We start from the raw sequence: 18,643 nt of genomic DNA, 5'->3' as shown, positions 1-18,643 counted from the left end.
GGGCTAAGTCCCGGCCTCGGCCAGTTCGCGCAGGCGTTGCTCCAGGAAGCGCCGTTCCGGCTCCTGCCGCACCAGTTCCAGGGCCCGGGTGTAAGACTCGCGCGCCTCGTCGCGGCGATCCAGGCGCCGGCACAGGTCGGCGCGGGCCGCGTGGGCCAGGTGGTAGTCCTGCAGTTCGCCTCGGGCCAGGATGGCGTCCACCTGTTCTAGTCCGGCGTCCGGGCCGTCGCGCATGGCCAGCGCCACCGCGCGATTGAGCTCGATCACCGGCGAAGGCTGGATACCCAGCAAGGCGTCGTACAGGCCGACGATCTCCACCCAGTCGGTGCTGGCGAAATCTGGCGCCACCGCATGCACGGCGGAAATCGCCGCCTGCAGGGTATAGGGGCCGACCTGGCGGGTGGCCAACGCCGCGACGATCAGTTGCCGGCCCTCGTCGATCTGTTCGCGGTTCCAGTAGCGGCGCTCCTGCTGCTCGAGCAGCACCATCTGGCCGTCCGGGCCGGTGCGCGCTTCGCGCCGCGATTCGTGGAGCAGCATCAGCGCCAGCAGGCCCATCACTTCCGCTTCCGGCAGCAGTTCAAGCAACTGTCGGCCAAGGCGTATGGCCTCGGCGGACAGGTCGGTGCGGGTCAGCGAGTCGCCCGCCGAGGCTGAATAGCCTTCGTTGAACACCAGGTAGATTACCCGCAGCACGCTGGCCAGGCGCTCGGGCAGTTCGGCGGCTTCCGGCACCTGGTAGGGAATCCTCGCATCGCGGATCTTCGCCTTGGCGCGGACGATGCGCTGGGCGATGGTGGACGGCGTGGCCAGGTAAGCGCGGGCGATCTCCTCGGTCTTCAGGTCGCAGACCTCGCGCAGGGTCAGCGGCACTTGGGCGTCCGCCGGCAACACCGGGTGGCAGCAGGTGAAGATCAGGCGCAGACGGTCGTCCTCGACGCTCTCGTCGGCCTGCTCCTCGACCGATTGCGCATCGATCTCCAGTTGCTCGGCGATCTGCAGCAGCGAAGCGTCGAAGCGCGCCCGGCGGCGCAGGCCGTCGATGGCCTTGAAGCGTCCGGCGGACACCAGCCAGGGGCGCGGATTGGCCGGCACGCCATCCCGCCGCCACTGCTCCACGGCGGCGACGAAGGCTTCGTGCAGCGCCTCCTCGGCCAGGTCGAAATCACCCAGCAGGCGGATCAGCGTGGCCAGCACGCGGCGCGATTCGCGGCGGTAGACATCGTCCACCACATCGCGCAGGGCCTGGGGGGCGTAGTCGTGCATGGCGGCCGATGGTCCTTGGGGTAGGAAGGGTCTGCCTATCCTGCACGGGTTTTCGATTGTGTGGGAAGCGGGCGGACGGGTGCGCGCAGTGAGAGCGTTGCGAGGTGTGTCGATCGGCCTGGAGAGGCCATGCCACCTGCTGCCCTCACCCTAACCCTCTCCCAAAGGGAGAGGGGACTGTCCGGATGTCGGCGGATACCAAGGTCTCCGCCGGCACGATCGGCTCCCTCTCGTTCGGGAGAGGATGGGGGTGAGGGGAATCGCAGCGCATGGATTCAGGGCCTGGCATCGAACAACAGTTGCCCGGTCGCCGGATCGAAGGGAATCGAGAAGTGCTCATGGGCGATCTTCCACTGCCCCTGCTCGCGGCGCAGGCCGAGCGTGGCGCGCGCCCAGGAGGCGTTGTGCACGCCGTCCTTGTCGGTGCCGCCGCAGTAGGCCAGGTAGTGGCCGAAGGCGATGTCGCCGGAGACCTCGAAACTCAACTGGTGCATGTCGAAGCTGTGCTGGGTGCACATCTGCAGGCACTCGGCCCAGTGCCTGGTGTAGGCCTCCACGCCCCGGAACTGCAACTGTTTCACCGCATCGAAGGCGTGGATGTCATGGCTGTAGTGGCCTGCAATGGCCTGGGCGTCGCACGCGTGCACGGCACTCAGCCAGCTTGCCAGCAGCGCCTGCAGCTCGGCGTTGGCCTGGGTGTTTTCGGCAGCGCTCATGGTGTTGCCCTCCTCTCCCGGCCAGCTCAGGACGCACAGCAGCTGTGCGGCCTGGCGGGCTCGTCGTACTCGTCGTGGAAGCGCGTCCAGTTCATGCCCTTGCCTTCGTAGTCGGGCATGCCGCCCCAGCCCTCGCCCCGCCCCAGCGGCGTGAGGTCGAGCAGGTGATAGGTGAACAGCGGCGCTTCCAGCCCACGCCCATAGGTCGAGTAGCAGTGGAACACCTGGTCGCCGTCGCGCAGGAACACGCTCAGGCCCGGCTGCTCGCCCTGCACGTGGTAGCCCTGGCCAAGCCGTTCGAGCTCCGCCTTGTCCCGGTAGTTGTACTCTACCGGCGCGACCTGCTCGTCGATGCTGACGTGGAAGTCGTAGTTGAAGTCGCTGCCGAACGAGGAGTACCAGGGCAAGGTCCAGCCCATGCGCTCGCGGAACGGCGCAATCTCCTGCAGTGGCGCACGGGAGACCATGGCCAGGGTGGTGCCGCGCGCATGCAGGTGCTCCAGCCGTCCCAGGTTGTCGATCAGGAAGGAGCAGCCCTCGCAGCCCAGGGCTTTGTCGCGGTGGAACATGAAGTGGTAGACGATCAGTTGCGGCCGTCCCTCGAACAGGTCCACCAGCCGCAAGGTGCCGCGGGGGCCTTCGAAGCGGTAATCCTTGTCGATGCGCACCACCGGCAGCGCCCTTCGCACGGCGCTCAGCGCATCGCGGGCGCGGGTGGCGGCCTTCTCCTGCTCCAGCAGATGCTTGCGCGCCTGCAGCCACTCGTCACGGGAGACCACGCGGGGGAAGGGTTGGTTGGCGAGACTCATGATGCACGCTCCTGGGCACGGCCCGGTTGCGGATTGGAGTTTGCGCGGCGTTTGCCGCGCAGGCGGGTGATTGCGAACGCGCTGGCGCCGCCGGCGCAGAGGAAGCCGGACACCGCCAGCGTCAGGGTGCCAAGGCACAAGGGGCACCTGGCGGACCTCCTCGACGGTTGCCCTGCCGGAAGACTCAGCCCTGCTCGCTGAGCCGCTTGAGGTTGGCCAGGCCCGCCTCGAAGTCCTTGCCGACCATGCTGTCCATGCTGAAGAACAGGTGCATGATCTTCGCCACGAAGGGCGTGGGACCGTACATCGCCCAGGTCACTTCGGTGGCACCGTCACGCGGCAGCAGGGTGAACTCGGCGGTGTTGCTGGCCTTGAACGGCTTGATGAACTCCAGCGCGATGTTCACCCGCGTGGCCGGGGTGCTCTCGATGATCTCCATGCGTCCTTCCCCGGCCTTGCTGTTGCCGGCCCAGGCGTATACCGCGCCACGCCCCTTGTCCGCTCCCGAGAAGCTGCGCTGCATGTCCGGGTCGAGCTTCTCGAAGGGTGACCATTGCGGCCAACGGTGGAAGTCCTCGATGTAGGCGAAGACCTTCTCCGGCGGCGCCTGGATGCGCGCCGTACGCTCCACCCTGAAGCTGTCCGGCCGGCTCGCCGCCAGAACCAGCACCACGACCACGGCCACGGCCACGGCCAGAACCACGACCACTGCAATCCACTTCAACATGACATCCTCCTGATGGTGTCGATGGGCTCATTGCCCGGCAAAGTAACGGTCCCAGTCGCGGACCGGTCGAACCTCGACGCAGCCTAGCCGCCCCGACGGCAAACGACCGGCGATCTGCAGCGCCTCGTTGAGATCACGCGCCTCCAGCAGCACGAAGCCGCCCAGGTGTTCCTTGGTCTCGGCGAACGGACCGTCGGTGATCACCAGCTCGCCGCCAGCATGGCGCAGCGTGGTGGCGCTCGCCACCGGCTCCAGCGCCTGCGCGGCCAGCAACTGGCCGTTCGCGCGCAGCCGCTCCTCGTTGCAGCGGCACTCGTCGATCACCTGGCGGAACACCGGCTTAGGCAGGCTGGCGACCCGGCTGTCGTCCACGTAGATCAGGCAGAGGTATTTCATGCTCGGCTCCCGGCTCGGCGAGTGCGTTCTATCCCTAGTCGAAGCACGGCAACGGAAATCGACAGCCGAGGGAAAATTTTTTCGCCAGGCTTCTCGAGCAGTGCGCGGAGACCACCCGTGGGCGATTCGCGCATCGCTCGCCACGGTAATGAAAGGCTGGAGGAGAAGACCGCGAAGACGACCCGTCCTACAAGCTATTAAGACTCGTCCTATCTACTCGCCCAGCCCATCTCCCTAGACTGGTCTGTCACCCTGCGCAAACCCGCAGGTCGTCGACACCGAGTAGTTGGAGCAACACATGCCCGGTTGGTATGAAATCAAGGAACTCAACAGCGGAAACCGTCGTTTCCTGCTCAAGACCACGGCCCATGGCACGCTTCTGGAAAGCGGGTACTACCCCAGCCAGGAAGCGGCCGAGCACGCCATCAACAGCCTGCGCGGCTGCTGTGGCAGCCCGGAGCGCTTCAAGCGGCAGATGGCCTCGAGCGGCAAGAACTTCTTCGTGATCCGCGACAACACCGGTGCAGAACTGCTGAAAAGCAAGCTGTACGATTCCGAAGCGACCCGTGACCAGGCGATCGCAACGATCGCCCAGGCCGGCCTCAGCAACGAGCTGCGCCCGCACGCCTGATGCTGAACGAAAAGCCCCGCCTGGTGCGGGGCTTTTCTTTGGGGGGGCTTCAGCCCTCGAGTCTTAGCGATCCAGCAATCCGCTCGCCCGTTGGACCCGCCGCTCCGTAGCCTGCTCCAGCACCTGCCAGCCGCGCCCGGCACTGGCCAGGGTGAACCAGCGGCGCGCGCGGGTGATGCCGGTGTAGACCAGCTCGCGGGTGAGGATCGGGTTGAGGCTGTCCGGCAACAGCAAGGCGGCGTGGGTAAACTCCGAGCCCTGGGACTTGTGCACCGTCATGGCGAACACCGTCTCCACCGCCTGCAGGCGGCTGGGCAGAATCCAGCGAATGGCATCGCTGCCGTCGCCCGCCGGGAAGGCCACCCGTGGCACCCAGCGCACGCTGCCGTCGTCCGCCGTCTGCGGTAGCGCCAGGGTGATGCCGATATCCCCGTTCATCAGCCCCAGGCCATAGTCGTTGCGCGTCACCAGTACCGGTCGGCCGAGGAACCAGGCGTGGGTCGAGGGGATCAGCCCTTCGCCGTGCAGCAACTCAGTGATCAGCGTGTTGAGGCCCTCGACTCCCCAGGGCCCGCGACGCAGGGCACAGAGCAACTGGAACTGCCCATGGGCCTCCAGCACCTGCCGGGCCCAGCCGTCCAGCGCCGCCTGGTCGGCATGCACGGCCGGCCGCTTGGCCGCCAGCACGCTGAGGTAATGGCGGTAGCCGACCGGCCCGAACAGGTCGCCGCCGCGTCCGCCGTCCACCACCAGGCCGCGCAGGTTGCGGGTCTCCTGGGCGTCCACGGCGATGCGGGTCAGGTCTTCATGGCGGGCCTTCCACACCTCGCGCAGGGCCGGGATGTCGCCGGCGTTCACCGCCTCCGCCAACTGGCCGATGCCGCTGTCGGCGCTGAAGCGGTGGCTGTGACGGAGCATGGCCACGACCTGGTCGAGATCGCTGCCCTGTTCGTCCAATAGCACCGGATCGATGTGCTCTCCCGTCACCGCTTCCAGCCAGTCGCGGGTGGCCGGTCGGTAGTGGCCCTCGCGGGCGCGGCTGCACAGCTCGCCAAGCACCGCGCCGGCCTCCACCGAGGCCAGCTGGTCCTTGTCGCCGAGGAGGATCAGGCGAGCGCGCGGCGGCAATGCGGCGAGCAACGAGGCCATCATTTCCAGGTCGACCATCGACGCTTCGTCCACCACCAGCAGCTCCAGCGCCAGCGGGTTGCCGGCGTGGTGGCGGAACTGGCGGCTGTCCGGGCGGCTGCCGAGCAGTCGGTGGAGCGTGGTGACCTCGGTGGGGATCGCCTCGCGCGCGGCCTCGCCGTTGGGCAGGCCGTCGAGCTGCAGGCGCTGCACGGCGCCGGCAATGGATTCGTTGAGGCGCGCGGCGGCCTTGCCGGTGGGCGCGGCCAGACGGATGCGCAAGGGCCGTCCACCCTCCCCCAGCGCCAGGCTCTGCAGCAGCGCCAGCAGCTTGACCACGGTGGTGGTCTTGCCGGTGCCGGGGCCGCCGGTGACGATGCCGAAGGCATTCCCCGCCACCAGCGCGCAGGCCAGCTTCTGCCAGTCCGCCGGAGCACCCGCTTTCTTCGGGAACAGCGCGTCCAGCGCCTGGCGCAATTGCGCGGCGGGCAGGCCGGCGCGCAAGGCCTCGCCCTGGCGCAGGCGCTGGTCGATCCCGGCGCGCACCGCGCATTCGTATTGCCAGTAGCGCCGCAGGTACAGGCGCCGGCCGACCCGCACCAACGGCGTATCGCCGGCACCTTCGCCGATCAGGCGCGGATCGTTCAATGCCGCCTGCCAGGCATCCAGCGTCAGGCCGTCGAGCAGTACGCCGGGCAGCTCGGGGGCGTCCTTAGCGGCGTCCCCTTCCGGCGGCAGCGACAGCGCGAAACGGCTATCGGCGAGGGTCGCCGCAAGGTCCAGGCAGACATGCCCGCGACCGAGCTGGTGGCTGGCCAGCGCGGCGGCCAGGATCAGCAGCGGATGCGCATCCGCCACCCGCTCCACGAGGAAGGTCGCGAAGGCACGGTCGAGCTCGCGCAGCCAGCCGCGACCGGCCCAGCGGCCGATCAGTTCGAGCATTTCACCGGCGGTTTTCTGCGGCGCGATCATGCCGGCATCTCCTCATCGACGGCGCGGAACAAGCGATCCAGTTCCTCCATCAAGGCCTTGGGCGGGCGCTCCAGGTACATGCCCTGGGTCGCCGACTGGCTGCCGCGCAGGAACAGGTACATAGCCCCGCCGACGTGGCGGTCGTAGTCATAGTCCGGCAGGCGCGCCTGCAGCAGGCGGTGCAGGGCGAACAGGTAGAGCGCGTACTGCAGGTCGTAGCGGTGCTCCAGCAACGCCTCGCGCAGGGCCGGCTCGGTGTACGCCTCGTCGTCGGCGCCGAGCCAGTTGGATTTGTAGTCGGCCACGTAGTAGCGGCCTTCATGTTCGAACACCAGGTCGATGAAGCCCTTGAGCATCCCGTTCAGCTGGTTTGCCTGCAGCGCCGGCCGGGCCGCGCCGCCGAGGGTATGGCGGGTGACGATGCGGTCCAGGCGCTGGCTGTCCACCCGGCGGGTGGAGAACCAGAACTCCATTTCCTTCTGGTAGCTGGAGAGCCCGGCGAGGCTGGCGGGCGCCGCATCGGGCAGGCGGAAGCCGGTGTGCAGCAATTGCATCAGCCAGCTGTGCAGCGGCTCGATCCAGGCCTCCCAGCCGCGCACCTGGCAACGCCGCGCCAATTGATCGCGCAACTGCTGCGGGTCGCAGGTGCCGAAGCCTTCGTCGGCCGCCCACTCCAGCAAGCCGTGGAGGAAGCTGCCGGGGTTGGCTCCGCGGGGGAAGGCGTGCAGGCTGCCCGGCGCCGGCACGGCATCGGCTTCGCGGGTTTCCTCCAGGCTGCTTTCGCGCAACAGATCTTCGCCGGCGCTGGTGGGTTCGTCCGCCGCCGGCGCGGGTGCGGGCGACTCGATGTCCTCGTCGCCGGCGAGGTTCGCCAACGCCGAGTAGCTGGCGATCCACCACTTCTCCGCCACCCGTCGACGCGGCTCGCGGGCCGCGCCCAGCTCGCCGGCCTGCGGGCCGACAAACAGTTGCAGGTCGGCAGGAGGCGCCGCTGCGAGGACGATCTCGCCGTGGCCGGCCTGCAATTCGCCCAGGCGCGCGGCGAGCTCGTCCACGCCCAGCGCATTGCCGCCGCCAAGCAGGTAGCCCATGGCGCCCTTGTGCAGTTCCGGGCTCTTGCTGTTGCTCATCACCAGCGGCGCAACGCCCAGCCACACGGCATGCCGCGCGCGGGTCAGGGCCACGTAGAGCAGGCGCATATCCTCGCTCAGGCGTTCGTCGTTGGCCTGTTGATAAGCCGCCTTGGCCAGCTCCTTGTCGCGGGACAGCTCCACCACCCGCGCATCCCCGGACTGGAAGCTCGGCGGCGTGCCGCTCTTGCCATCCAGTTCGCGCCAGCTGCAGATGAAGGGCAGCAGCACCAGCGGGTATTCCAGGCCCTTGGACTTGTGGATGGTCACCACCTTGATCAGGTCGGCGTCGCTTTCCAGGCGAAGGATTTCCTCGCTGGATGGGCTTTCCAGCTGCTCCGCCAGCACGCGCAGCAGCGCGTGTTCGCCGTCCAGTTCCACCGCCTCACGCTGCAGCCATTCGGCCAGGTGCAGCAGGTTGGTCAGGCTGCGTTCGCCGTCGATCTGCCGCAACAGGCGCGCCGGCAGGGCGAAGTCGGCGAGCAGGCGACGCAGCATCGGCAACACGCCCTGCTGCTGCCAGAGCACGCGGTAGTCGCGGAAGCGCAGCAGCATGTCTTCCCAGAAGCGCTCGTCCTGGTTCAGCCGCTCCAGGGTCGCCCAGTCCAGCGCCAGGCTGCGGGTGGCCAGGGCGATGCGCAGGGCGCCGTCGTCGCCGGGGTCGGCGCAGGCGCGCAGCCAGTGCAGCAGGTCCACCGCCTCAGGGCTGTCGAACACCGAGTCGCGGTCGGACAGGTAGACGCTGGCCAGCCGCCGTGCGGCCAGCTCGGCGCGGATCGCCTCGGCCTCGCTACGGCCGCGCACGAGGATGGCAATGTCCGCCGGGCGCAGGTCGCGCCAGCGGCCATCGGCCGCGCGGAAGCCGCTCTGCGCCGAACTCAGCCAGCGCTGGATGGCGCTGGCGCTGCGCGCGGCCATCTCCTGGCGGTAGAAGACGGAGCCGCAGACCTGGCCGTCGTTGTCCAGCTGCCAGAAGGTCATGGCCGATGCTTCGCTGCCTTCCAGCAGCAGGGTTTCATCACGCCCACGGGCGCCGACTTCGAGGAAGGGAACGGGGTTGTCCTGTCCTTCCTCGGCAAAGCGGAAGGCGCCGCGCAGGTGCCCCTCGGCGAACAGGAAGCAGCGGTTGGCCGCCGTCACCATGGCACGCGTGGAGCGGAAGTTGGTGCCCAGCGTGTAATGGCGCCCAGCGGTGGCGGCGCGAGCGCGCAGGTAGGTGTGGATGTCGGCGCCACGGAAGGCGTAGATCGCCTGCTTGGGGTCGCCGATCATGAAGAGGCCCAACTTCTTTTCTGAAGAACCTTCTCTCGGGTTTTCCGCGATGCGGTAGACGCGCTCGAAGATGCGGTACTGCAGCGGGTCGGTGTCCTGGAATTCGTCGATCAGCGCCACCGGGAACTGCTCGCGGATGCGCTCGGCCAGGCGTTCACCGCCACTGCCGGCCAGCGCGCGGTCGAGACGCACCAGCAGGTCGTCGAAGCCCAGTTCAGCACGCTTCTGTTTTTCCGCCTCCAGGCTCTGGCGCACTTCGTCCAGGGCGTGCAGCAACAGTTGCGGTGCAATGTCCGGACACTGGTCAGAGCGCTCCGCCCAGGCGTCGATAGCCCGCAACGCCGGGTGTTCCGGCACCACGGCCTTGGCCTTCACCTTGATCCGCGTCTGGCCGAACTTGGCCAGATTGTCCGGTGCGTCGGCGCCCGCACTCCAGGCGTCCAGCGCTTCGATCCAGCCGCCGAAGACGGCGTCGTCGTCCTTGCCGCGATAGCTGTTGCCGTTGAGGTCGCCGCGCAGGTTGCGCAGCAGTTCGGCGAGATTCGCGCGATCCGCCGCCCAGGCGTCGCGGGCGCGGGTTTCGGCGGCGGCGAGTTCGTCGTACCACTGGCCGGTGGACTCCAGCAGCTCACCCAGCGAGGCTGGGGCCTCGAGCGGCTGGTCGGCGTAGCGGAAGCCCGCCTCCTGCGCCGCCAGCAGCGGCTGCACGGCGCGCATCAGGGCCTCGGGGCCGGCGTAGCAGTGGCGCACGGCGTTGGCCGCGGCAACGTCCAGTGGATAGAAATTGCGTCGCCAGTAGTCGCGTACCGCTTCGGCGAGCAGTTCGCTCTGGTCGGCGGCCAGGTCCTGGGTGAACAGGCTGCCGCTGTCGAAGGCGTGCTCGCGCAGCATGCGGTAGCACCAGCTGTGGATGGTGGAGACGGCGGCCTCATCCATCCATTCGGCGGCCAGGCGCAGCAGGCGCGCGCAGCCCGGCCAACGCTCGGCGGGATAGCTGTCGCGCAGCTTCAGCAGCAGGCCATCGTGCTCGCCCTCGGGCTCGGCGAAGCAGTGCGCGGCTTCGCCCAGGCGCGCGCGGATACGTTCGCGCAGCTCCTGGGTCGCCGCTTCGGTGAAGGTCACCACGAGGATTTCCGGCGGGCTCAGTGGCCGGCCGAACGCCGCCTGCTCGCCGCCGTGGTCGAGTACCAGGCGCACATAGAGCAAGGCGATGGTGAAGGTCTTGCCGGTGCCGGCGCTGGCTTCGATCAGCCGGCTGCCATGCAGCGGGAAATTCAGCGGATTGAGCTCGACGGCGCTCATGCGGCCTCCTCCTTGCGCTGCAGCAATTCAAACAGGGGCCCGTAGAGCGCTTCGGCCCAGGCGGTGAATTCCTCGCTGGCGTCGAGCGTGGCGAAGTCCGGGTAGACCCGCGCCAACGCCGCCGAAGAGGCAGCCTCGCCGCTCAGGTTGAAGCCGCCGTCATAGCGCTTGGCGGCCTCGCGGGCGGCGCGCTCGGCGTCCTCGCCGGCGGCCAGCCAGGCGAAGGCGGTCTTGCAGGCCACCGGCAGCGGCCGGCTCATGCCCTGGAACCAGGCGTCCATCAGCGCATCCAGCTCGGCACGCGCCTGCTCGGCGGGCAGCGGCGGGAACTCGAGGGTGCCGGTCAGGCCGACCAGCACGCTGGTCACCGGCTCGCCGCACAGTTGCAGCGCGAGATGGCGCACCCACGGGCGCACCAGTCCATGCCATTTGTAGCCCTTGCCTTCGTGGAGCTTGCCGCTGACCAGTTGCAGGCTGGCGAGCTGGCCATCGGCATTGCGGCGCAGGCCGCCGAGCCAGTCGACCAGCTCGATGCCGGCGTGCCCATGGTTGAGTTCGCGCTGCTCCTCTTCCATCTGCGACCAGTGCTCCAACTGTTCGCGGTAGCGCGCCAGCAGATCGTGGAGCGGCGCCACCAGCGTCTGGGCGGAGAACTCACCGAAGGCGGCCAGGGGCAGACGGCCTTCGCGGCGCAGGCGCTCGACCTGCCGGGTCAGCTGTGCGTCCAGCTGCTCGGCCTGCCAATGCTGCTCCACCCAGGGCCGCAGGCGTTCGCAGAGTTCGAACTGCAGTTGCCAGACGTCCAGGCCATTGAGCTCGAAGGGCTCCTCGTCCTGGCCGGTGAGCTGCTCTTCGGCGAAGCGCACCTTGAGGCGCTGGACGAAGAAGGCGCCCACCGGATTGGCGAGGAAGTCGGACAGCACGCGCAGGCTGATCGGCGCGTCGAGCGCCAGCGGCGGCAGGGGCGCGTCATTTGCCTCGGCATGCTGTTCGCGGTGCACGTCGCGCCACTCTCGGGCGTAGGTGTAGAGGCCGTCGATGCCCTGGCCCGGCGCGTCGGCAAAGTAGGCACGGCTGAAGGGTTGCAGCGGATGCTCCAGGGTCAGGCCGTGCAACAGGTCGCCGCCGTCGGCGCGCCGCCAGCCATCGGCGAGGTGGTCGCGCAACTGGCCGATCAGCACCGAGGGCGGGCGCTCGCTGTTGTCGCGGATGCTCCGGCCAACCCAGCTGACGTAGAGCTGGCGACGCGCCGAGAGCAGCGCTTCGAGCAGCAGGTAGCGGTCGTCCTCTCGGCGCGAGCGGTCGCCGGGGCGGTAGTCGTTACGCATCAGGTCGAAGTCCAGCGGCGATTGCGGGCGCGGGTAGTCGCCGTCGTTCATGCCCAGCAGGCAGACCAGCTGGAAGGGAATCGCGCGCATCGGCATCAGGGTGCAGAAGCTCACCGCGCCAGCGAGGAAGCGCTGGTTCAGGCCGCCGGCATCCAGGCCGCTGAGCCAGGCCTCGCGCACCACCGAGAGCGGCAATAGATCGCTGAAGCCGGCGTGCTGGCAGGTCTCCAGCCATTTATCACGCAGCTTGAGCAGATCCTGCTGGAGCATTTCGTCATGTTCATCAGTGATCGAGAAGAATCGTTGCTGCAGTGCGCCGAGACGATTAACCCACTCTTCCGGAGTTGCTTCCTCCGCCAGCTCTTCGCAAGTCACTTCCAATGCTTGGAGCAACCCGGCCAGCGGCCCCAGCGCGGCAGCGTCGAGCCCGCCGATTTCCGCGTAGGGCTGGATACCCTGGAAGGCTTCGCCCTCGCCCACCGCGAAACCGAGCAGCATGCGCCGCAGGCCGAAGCGCCAGCTGTTGGCTTCGGCGGCGGCGGGCAGGCCGAGGCGTTCGCGCTGCTGGCCGTCGAGGCCCCAGCGCACGCCGGCGCCATCGATCCAGCGGCGCAGCAGCGGCAGGTCGGCGTCGGCCAGGCCGAAGCGCGCGCGCACGGCAGCAACATCCAGCAGGTCGAGGATTTCGCTTACGGCGAAGCGGCTGTCGGGTAGGCGCAGCAGGTGTTCCAGCGCCACCAGCAGCGGCTCGCGGCCGCGCTGGCCCTGGTCGGCCAGGGTGTAGGGGATGAAGCGCTTGTCGTCGCGCGACAGCTGGCCGAATACGGCTTCGATGTGCGGGGCGTAGGGGTTGATGTCCGGGACCATGACGATCACGTCGCGCGGGCGCAGCGTGGGGTCGGCATCGAATCGGGCGAGCAGTTGGTCGTGGAGGATTTCCACCTCGCGCTGGGCGCTGTGGGCGACATGGAAGCGCACCGAGTCATCCATCTGCGGATCGACCGCCGGCCAGTGCTCGCGGCTTTCGCCCAACGGGCGCAGTTCGAGGATGTCGTCCTGCAATTGGCCGAGCAGGTTGCGCGGCTCGTCCTCGCTGAACAGGTCGATGCGCCCGTTGCTCACCGCGCCCAGGCGCGCACGGTAGCTTTCCGGGTCGTCGTACTGGTCGAGCAGGTTGATGTAGTCGCGGCCCTGCTTGCCCCAGGCGGCCAGCAGCGGCTGGGCGTACTGGTGCTGCTGGTCGTCGCTGAGCAGCTCTGGGGTACCGGCGCGGCGGCGCTGGCGGCGGTATTCGTGGCGCAGCAGGTCCTTGTCGGCGACGATGTCGGCCCAGTGGTGGCGGCAGGGGTTATGCACGCAAAGCAGCACCTGGGCGTGGCGCGCCAGCACGGCGAGGGCCTCGACGGTCTGCGCCGGCATGGCGGAAATGCCGAACACCACCACCCGGCGCGGCAGGTTCGGCAGCGGCTGATCGGCGGCCTTGAGGCGTTCGATGAAGCGCCCGTGCACCCCGGCACGGCTGGTGGCCAGGCCCTCGGGGCCGACGTCGTCGAGCAGCGCGCGCCACAGCGCGGCCTGCCAGCGGTTGTCGGCCTCCAGCTCGCGCAGCGTGCCGTTGGCCAGCCGCAGCTGGTCGACGCCGCGGCTCCAGTCTTCCAGCCAGTCGGCGCGGTAGACCTGGTACTGGTCGAACAGATCGGCCAGGCGCTCGGCCAGCTGATGGCGCTTGCGCAGGTCGGCGTCGTCGGCGAGGAAGCGCTGCAGGGTGGAGAATTCGTCGCGCGCAAGCAAAGTCGGCAACAGGCGCATCAGGCGCCAGGTCAGCGGGCCCTTGTCGAGCACCGAGACTTCGGGAATCTCATCGCGGCCCAGCGCACCGCGATAGGCGCGCCAGAGGAACTGCGCGGGCAGTTGCACGTCCAGCGCGGCGGTCACGCCGCAGCCGCCCTCCTCAACGTCGCGCCCCAGCGCCAGCTTCAGCCACTGGGCGATGCCGTTGCTCTGCACCAGGATGACTTCGTTCTCCAGCGGCGCCAGCGGATGCAGGCTCATCCACTGCACCAGCAGGTCGCGCAGCGCTTCCGGATGGTTGCCGTGGATCACCATCAGGCCGGGGGTCAGTCGCTGATCGCTCATCGTCTCTCCTGGTGCGGAGCGGGCACCAGGATCGGCCCGCCGGGAATGACGGGCATTTCACCAAAAAAGCGCGGAAGGTGGAGGAGTTTTTTAAGGCCTGGGCCAGCCCCCGTGAGTCAGACCATTGCGCCCGCTTCGGCCACCGCCGAACTCCAGGCCGCCCGGATGTCCTGAACCAGCGTCTCGCGCAGGGCCTCGCGCCGGCGGAACTCGCCGCGCCGCTGACTCTTGACCTCGGCGATGTCCCGAACCGGTTCGGTATCGGGCAGCCGGTACCAACAGCGGTCGAGCGGCGCGCCCTGCGCCTCCTGCCAGAACAGGTCGTAGCTCGACTTGAGCCTGTCGGAGCAGACATGGGCCATATCGGTCACCCCCAGCAACTGCTTGCAGCCCGCCAGCTCAGAAAAGGCGTAGAGCGCGGTCAGCAGGAGATTCTTCGGCCTCATGCCGAACATCTCCTTGCCCAGCACCCGCAAGGTCCCCTCTTCGACCGTTGGCCGTGGTCCCTGGAGCCCGCCGATCAGGACCCGGTCGCCAGGAGCGAAAGTAAAGTTCATCGAATACATGCGCTCACCATCGGCGGCGCGCAGGTAGAAGCCCATCTCCCCTTCCTTGCCGAACTCCGAAGGTTCGAGGGACAGCAGCAGTGCACCGCCACTCTTCAAGGCCACCTCGCAGATGGCGATCGATTGATGGTCGAGCAGGCGATCGCTCCACACCCGCGGCAGCCTTTCGAGCCGGGCGTAGTGTGTCGAAAGCACCTGCAGCCGATCCCTGATCCCCCAGTCGCGGCAGAGATAGCTCTTGCGATGCCGTAGCGCCACCACGGCCTGGTTCTTGTAGGGTACCGAGAGCCGATTGTCACCCGCGACCCGCTCCTTCCATTGCAGGAACATGAACGGCGAGCGCGTCATGGCGATGCATTTGTCGACGGATTTGAAGAAGTTGCTCAATGCCATGGCCGAAACAGTCTCCAGCGAGTTCGTACGGCCCGCGGCAACTGAGTGCGCCGCTTCCTGGTTGGCCGCCATAAAACGCGGAAGGCTAGAGAGCAGGCTGCAGAGGAGATATAGGGATTACCATCAAGGACCGGGCGAAATTTCCGAACCCTGCGAACCTCCCTCGCACGTCTCAAACAATCTTTTTCGCAGAGGTTCGATGGCTTTCGTCCGCTATGCTCAACGAGCGCGCCATGTAATCGCGCACCGACTGGAATGGAGAACACGATGGGCAAGAAGATCAAGGCGAAGGTCGCCGAGCAGGGACCGAAGAAGAAGCTTGGCAACAAGGAATACGAAGAACAGCTGAAGAAACTGACCGTCGAACTGGTCAAGCTGCAGCAGTGGGTGGTGCACAAGGGGCTGAAGGTCTGCATCGTCTTCGAAGGCCGCGACGGCGCCGGCAAGGGTGGCACCATCAAGGCCATCACCGAACGCGTCAGTCCGCGGGTGTTCCGCACCGTGGCGTTGCCGGCCCCCACCGAGCGCGAAAAGTCGCAGCTCTACGTGCAGCGTTACATCAAGCACCTGCCGGCGGCTGGCGAGGTCGTGATCTTCGACCGCAGCTGGTACAACCGCGCCGGCGTCGAGCGGGTGATGGGCTTCTGCACCGAGGAGCAGGCCGACAAGTTCCTCTCTGTCACCCCGCTGTTCGAGCGGATGATGACCGAGTCCGGAATCATCCTGCTCAAGTACTGGCTGGAGGTAACGCCGGAAGAGCAGGCGCGCCGCCTTGAAGACCGCATCACCGACGGCCGCAAGATCTGGAAACTGTCGCCCATGGACGTGAAGTCCTTCACCCGCTGGGACGAATACACCCGCGCTCGCGATCTGATGTTCGCCAGCACCGATACGCCCTGGGCGCCCTGGTACGTTGCGCATTCCGAGGACAAGAAGCGTGTGCGCCTGAACATCATCGACCACCTGCTCAAGCATGTTCCCTACAAGGATGTGCCACGGGAAGAGGTCGATTTGCCCAAGCGCGGCAAGATCGGCCGCTACAAGAGCCCGGACTACCCCTACCGCTATGTAGAAGAAGTCCACTGATCCCCCGGGACCGGCGCGCCCACCGCGCCGGCCCAGGATCGACTCGCGACGAGCGGCATGTCCCCCTGCCGCTCCCGCCATCGAGCCATGGGCTGCGAGCGCCACGCTGCCGGTGAAGGGCGCCAAGGCACTCTGCCAGCACTTCTCACCGAACCGATCAAAGATCCTCTATTTTTCTGCGCGGCCAAAGCCGCTAGATTCGTGACCGTTGCGCGGAAAATTGCGCCAGCCTCCATGTGATCGCCAGAAACAGGATGCCCCCATGCAACTGATCGGAATGCTCGATTCCCCCTATGTCCGCCGCGTCGCCATCACCCTGCGTCTGCTGGATGTCGAATTCCAACACCGCCCGCTCTCGGTATTCAGCACCTACGACGAGTTTCGCGGGATCAATCCGGTGGTCAAGGCACCGACGCTGATCCTCGATGACGGCCAGACGCTGATGGACTCCTCCCTGATAATCGACCTGATCGAGCATGAGGCCGGACGCAGCCTGATGCCCGACGAATCCACCGCGCGGGTGCGCGCCACCCGCCTGCTGGGGCTGGGGCTGGCGGCTATGGAAAAGGCGGTACAACGCTACTACGAGCAGCAACGCCCGGAGGACAAACAACACATGCCGTGGCAAGGGCGGGTCGAGGACCAGCTGCACGCCGCCTGTGCCGCATTGGAGCGCGAACTCACCGAACAGCCGTTGCCGCGCGATGGGCGGCTCGACCAGGCCGGCCTGAGCATCGCCGTGGCCTGGACCTTCATCCAGTTGCTGCACGTCCAGTACATGCCGGCGGACACCTACCCCGCCCTGCACGACTGGACGCTCCACGCCGAGTCGCAGGAAGCCTTCAAGGCCTTCCCGCCGGTGTGATCAATCCTGCGGCAGCGCCTCATGGCGTTGCCGCGTCCAGCGCAGCAGGCCAAGGCAGATGACGAAGCCGCAGGCGGCAAGGCCGGCGGCGGCGAGGAAGGTCGATGCATAGCCGTGGCGTACGGCGATCAGCCCCATCAGCGGGCCGGCCACGCCCAGCGCCAGGTCGAAGAACAGCGCGTACGCCCCCAGCCCCGCACTGCGGCTGCTGGCCGGAATGCGCAGCACCGCCTCCACGCCCAGCGACGGGTAGACCAGCGACAGGCCACAACCGGTGAGTGCCGCGCCCAGCAGGGCGAAGCCCGGCCCGGGTGCCTGCCAGAGCAGCAGCAGGCCGCCGCTTTCCACCGCCAGGCAGACCACCGCGACCACGAAGCCGCCGAAGCGGTTGACCGTCCCCGAGAACAGCAGCCGAGTCCCGATGAAGCAGACGCCGAAGGCCGTCAGGCACCAAGCCGGATTGGCCCAGCCCTGGCTGCCGTAATACAGGGTGATGAAGGTGGCCAGGGTGCCGAAGCCGATGGATCCGAGCATCACGCACATTCCGTAGGGCAGTACGCGGCCGAGCACGGCATGGAAGGCCATGCGCGTACCGGCGATGATCGGCACCGCCGGCCGGCCACGGGCGACGAACAGGCCCAGGGCGGTGCACAGCAGGATGCTCGCCCCCAGACTCCACAACCCCAGCGCGCCGGACATGCTCACCCCCAACGGCGCGCCGATGGCGATGCCGCCGTAGCTGACGATGCCGTTCCAGGAAATCACCTTGGCGGTGTTCTGCGTGCCGACCTGGGCAATGCCCCAGCTGGCGGTGCCGATGCCCATCAGCCCCTGCGCCAGGCCGAACAGCAGGCGGCTGCCCAGTAGCAGCATCAGGCTCAGCCAAGGCACGCTCTCCAGGCTGGTGGAAAGCAGCACCAGCAGCCCGCCGGCGCCGAGCACGCCCAGCCCGTAGAGCACCGCGCGCTTGGCGCCGTGGGTGTCGGTCAGGTAGCCGGCCAGGGGACGCGAGATCAAGGTGGCGAGGTACTGCAGGCTGATCACCACGCCGGCGGTGACCGTGTCGTAGCCCAGGCCCGCGTGGACGAAACCCGGCAGTACCGGCAGCAGCAGACCGATACTGAGGTAGAGGATCAGCGTGAAGGAAACGGTCGCGAGTATCTGCCGGGTGACGGCGACAGTTCGCTGCTCGGGAGAGCTCATGGACAGGCCTGGCGGTGGGAGGGCTGCGCCCATCATTGCGCGGCGCCGGGGAAATTGAAAGCAGGCTATCTATTCTCCCTGCACGCGGCCCGATCCGGCGCTGCCATCGGGCAGATGCACCTATAGTTGATGCAGCCACCCGCGTCCACGGACGCGCCCCCTGCCCTCAACGGGTTTACCGGAGGTTCCCATGGATACCAGCCCGCACACGCTCGGCGCACTGTTCAAGCAACTCGGCCTGCCCAATGGCCGCCAGGACATCGACGCGTTTCTCGGCAGCCACCGGCTGGTCGCAGGCCAGGCACTGCCGGACGCGCCGTTCTGGAACCCCGCCCAGGCGGAGTTCCTGCGCGAGGCCCTGGACGATGACTCGGACTGGGCCGAGGAAGTCGACGAACTGGCGGTACGCCTGTCCGGCTGAGTCGCCAGGCTACTTCAGATAGGAGTGCAGCACGCCCACTACCTGCTCCAGGTCCTCCTGGCGCTCGGCCGCGGTGCGCTCTTCGGCACCCAGGTGGTCGCGCAGGTGGCCTTCCAGCACCTCGGCCATCAGGCCGTTCACCGCGCCGCGGATCGCGGCAATCTGCTGCAGGATCGCCGCACATTCGCTGCCCGCTTCCAGCGCCCGCTCCAGCGCCTCGCTCTGCCCCTTGATGCGGCGCACTCGGGTCAGCAGCTTCTTCTGGTCCTTGATGGTATGTCCCACGTCAACGCTCC

General features: G+C 67.8%; 15 protein-coding genes. 4 read left to right on the top strand and 11 right to left on the bottom strand.

Features of this window, described 5'->3' with window-relative positions; genetic code table 11:
• Positions 1 to 3 precede the first annotated feature (3 nt).
• The 5 genes from ACNFBT_RS19495 to ACNFBT_RS19475 all read right to left on the bottom strand — a co-directional run bounded on the left by ACNFBT_RS19495 (position 4) and on the right by ACNFBT_RS19475 (position 3,914).
• Entirely contained in the window at positions 4 to 1,266 is a 1,263-nt protein-coding gene (locus ACNFBT_RS19495; protein ID WP_416752115.1) for an RNA polymerase sigma factor, read from the bottom strand.
• Between the two features lie 275 nt (positions 1,267 to 1,541).
• Positions 1,542 to 1,982 (bottom strand): YybH family protein, encoded by a 441-nt coding sequence (locus ACNFBT_RS19490; protein ID WP_416752113.1) that lies wholly within the window; start codon positions 1,980 to 1,982, stop codon positions 1,542 to 1,544.
• 26 nt (positions 1,983 to 2,008) lie between these two features.
• Positions 2,009 to 2,791 carry a DUF899 domain-containing protein gene (locus ACNFBT_RS19485; RefSeq protein WP_416752111.1) on the bottom strand — a complete coding sequence of 261 codons (783 nt, stop codon included), beginning with the start codon at positions 2,789 to 2,791 and terminating at the stop codon, positions 2,009 to 2,011.
• Positions 2,792 to 2,975: 184 nt separating this feature from the next.
• Positions 2,976 to 3,518: an SRPBCC family protein gene (locus tag ACNFBT_RS19480; protein WP_416752109.1), complete on the bottom strand. Its 543-nt coding sequence runs from the start codon at positions 3,516 to 3,518 to the stop codon at positions 2,976 to 2,978.
• 27 nt (positions 3,519 to 3,545) lie between these two features.
• A complete protein-coding gene (locus ACNFBT_RS19475; RefSeq protein ID WP_416752107.1) occupies positions 3,546 to 3,914 on the bottom strand; it encodes a YciI family protein in 369 nt (122 codons plus the stop codon).
• A 298-nt stretch (positions 3,915 to 4,212) separates the two neighbouring features.
• Here ACNFBT_RS19475 and ACNFBT_RS19470 point away from each other — a divergent pair, with 298 nt between their 5' ends.
• Complete coding sequence (locus ACNFBT_RS19470; RefSeq protein WP_416752105.1) at positions 4,213 to 4,545, top strand: DUF1508 domain-containing protein; 333 nt, start codon at positions 4,213 to 4,215, stop codon at positions 4,543 to 4,545.
• Positions 4,546 to 4,608: 63 nt separating this feature from the next.
• Here ACNFBT_RS19470 and recD read toward each other — a convergent pair whose 3' ends face one another.
• From recD to ACNFBT_RS19450, 4 genes are all read right to left on the bottom strand, one after another.
• A complete protein-coding gene (gene recD, locus ACNFBT_RS19465) occupies positions 4,609 to 6,645 on the bottom strand; it encodes an exodeoxyribonuclease V subunit alpha (RefSeq protein WP_416752103.1) in 2,037 nt (678 codons plus the stop codon).
• Entirely contained in the window at positions 6,642 to 10,349 is a 3,708-nt protein-coding gene (recB, locus tag ACNFBT_RS19460; RefSeq protein ID WP_416752102.1) for an exodeoxyribonuclease V subunit beta, read from the bottom strand. The genes recD and recB overlap by 4 nt, the downstream gene beginning before the upstream one ends.
• Positions 10,346 to 13,813, bottom strand: coding sequence for an exodeoxyribonuclease V subunit gamma (gene recC, locus ACNFBT_RS19455; RefSeq protein ID WP_416752100.1), 3,468 nt, complete (start codon positions 13,811 to 13,813; stop codon positions 10,346 to 10,348). The genes recB and recC overlap by 4 nt, the downstream gene beginning before the upstream one ends.
• Before the next feature lie 116 nt (positions 13,814 to 13,929).
• Positions 13,930 to 14,772 (bottom strand): DUF535 family protein, encoded by an 843-nt coding sequence (locus tag ACNFBT_RS19450; RefSeq protein WP_416752098.1) that lies wholly within the window; start codon positions 14,770 to 14,772, stop codon positions 13,930 to 13,932.
• A gap of 267 nt (positions 14,773 to 15,039) precedes the next feature.
• Between ACNFBT_RS19450 and ppk2 the strand changes: the two genes are divergently transcribed.
• Both ppk2 and ACNFBT_RS19440 read left to right on the top strand, forming a co-directional pair.
• Positions 15,040 to 15,858, top strand: coding sequence for a polyphosphate kinase 2 (gene ppk2, locus ACNFBT_RS19445; protein ID WP_416752096.1), 819 nt, complete (start codon positions 15,040 to 15,042; stop codon positions 15,856 to 15,858).
• 262 nt (positions 15,859 to 16,120) lie between these two features.
• Positions 16,121 to 16,723 (top strand): glutathione S-transferase family protein, encoded by a 603-nt coding sequence (locus ACNFBT_RS19440; protein WP_416752094.1) that lies wholly within the window; start codon positions 16,121 to 16,123, stop codon positions 16,721 to 16,723.
• Here ACNFBT_RS19440 and ACNFBT_RS19435 read toward each other — a convergent pair whose 3' ends face one another.
• On the bottom strand, positions 16,724 to 17,926 hold the full coding sequence (locus ACNFBT_RS19435; protein ID WP_416752093.1) for an MFS transporter: 1,203 nt from the start codon (positions 17,924 to 17,926) through the stop codon (positions 16,724 to 16,726).
• 190 nt (positions 17,927 to 18,116) lie between these two features.
• On the opposite strand from ACNFBT_RS19435, the gene ACNFBT_RS19430 reads away from it, so the two are divergent.
• Positions 18,117 to 18,347 (top strand): DUF2789 domain-containing protein, encoded by a 231-nt coding sequence (locus tag ACNFBT_RS19430; protein ID WP_416752091.1) that lies wholly within the window; start codon positions 18,117 to 18,119, stop codon positions 18,345 to 18,347.
• Positions 18,348 to 18,356: 9 nt separating this feature from the next.
• Here ACNFBT_RS19430 and ACNFBT_RS19425 read toward each other — a convergent pair whose 3' ends face one another.
• The gene (locus ACNFBT_RS19425; protein WP_416752089.1) at positions 18,357 to 18,632 is read right to left on the bottom strand and encodes a metal/formaldehyde-sensitive transcriptional repressor; all 276 of its coding nucleotides are present in this window, start codon (positions 18,630 to 18,632) and stop codon (positions 18,357 to 18,359) included.
• Between the last annotated feature and the right edge of the window lie 11 nt (positions 18,633 to 18,643).

The organism is Pseudomonas sp. NY15181, from assembly GCF_048068055.1.
Lineage (GTDB): Bacteria > Pseudomonadota > Gammaproteobacteria > Pseudomonadales > Pseudomonadaceae > Pseudomonas.
This window is presented reverse-complemented; position numbering and strand designations above follow the sequence as displayed.

Coding starts and splice junctions, on each gene's coding strand:
- ACNFBT_RS19495 (WP_416752115.1), bottom strand. CDS start 1,266: ATGCACGACTACGCCCCCCAGGCCCTGCGCGATGTGGTGGACGATGTC.
- ACNFBT_RS19490 (WP_416752113.1), bottom strand. CDS start 1,982: ATGAGCGCTGCCGAAAACACCCAGGCCAACGCCGAGCTGCAGGCGCTG.
- ACNFBT_RS19485 (WP_416752111.1), bottom strand. CDS start 2,791: ATGAGTCTCGCCAACCAACCCTTCCCCCGCGTGGTCTCCCGTGACGAG.
- ACNFBT_RS19480 (WP_416752109.1), bottom strand. CDS start 3,518: ATGTTGAAGTGGATTGCAGTGGTCGTGGTTCTGGCCGTGGCCGTGGCC.
- ACNFBT_RS19475 (WP_416752107.1), bottom strand. CDS start 3,914: ATGAAATACCTCTGCCTGATCTACGTGGACGACAGCCGGGTCGCCAGC.
- ACNFBT_RS19470 (WP_416752105.1), top strand. CDS start 4,213: ATGCCCGGTTGGTATGAAATCAAGGAACTCAACAGCGGAAACCGTCGT.
- recD (WP_416752103.1), bottom strand. CDS start 6,645: ATGATCGCGCCGCAGAAAACCGCCGGTGAAATGCTCGAACTGATCGGC.
- recB (WP_416752102.1), bottom strand. CDS start 10,349: ATGAGCGCCGTCGAGCTCAATCCGCTGAATTTCCCGCTGCATGGCAGC.
- recC (WP_416752100.1), bottom strand. CDS start 13,813: ATGAGCGATCAGCGACTGACCCCCGGCCTGATGGTGATCCACGGCAAC.
- ACNFBT_RS19450 (WP_416752098.1), bottom strand. CDS start 14,772: ATGGCATTGAGCAACTTCTTCAAATCCGTCGACAAATGCATCGCCATG.
- ppk2 (WP_416752096.1), top strand. CDS start 15,040: ATGGGCAAGAAGATCAAGGCGAAGGTCGCCGAGCAGGGACCGAAGAAG.
- ACNFBT_RS19440 (WP_416752094.1), top strand. CDS start 16,121: ATGCAACTGATCGGAATGCTCGATTCCCCCTATGTCCGCCGCGTCGCC.
- ACNFBT_RS19435 (WP_416752093.1), bottom strand. CDS start 17,926: ATGAGCTCTCCCGAGCAGCGAACTGTCGCCGTCACCCGGCAGATACTC.
- ACNFBT_RS19430 (WP_416752091.1), top strand. CDS start 18,117: ATGGATACCAGCCCGCACACGCTCGGCGCACTGTTCAAGCAACTCGGC.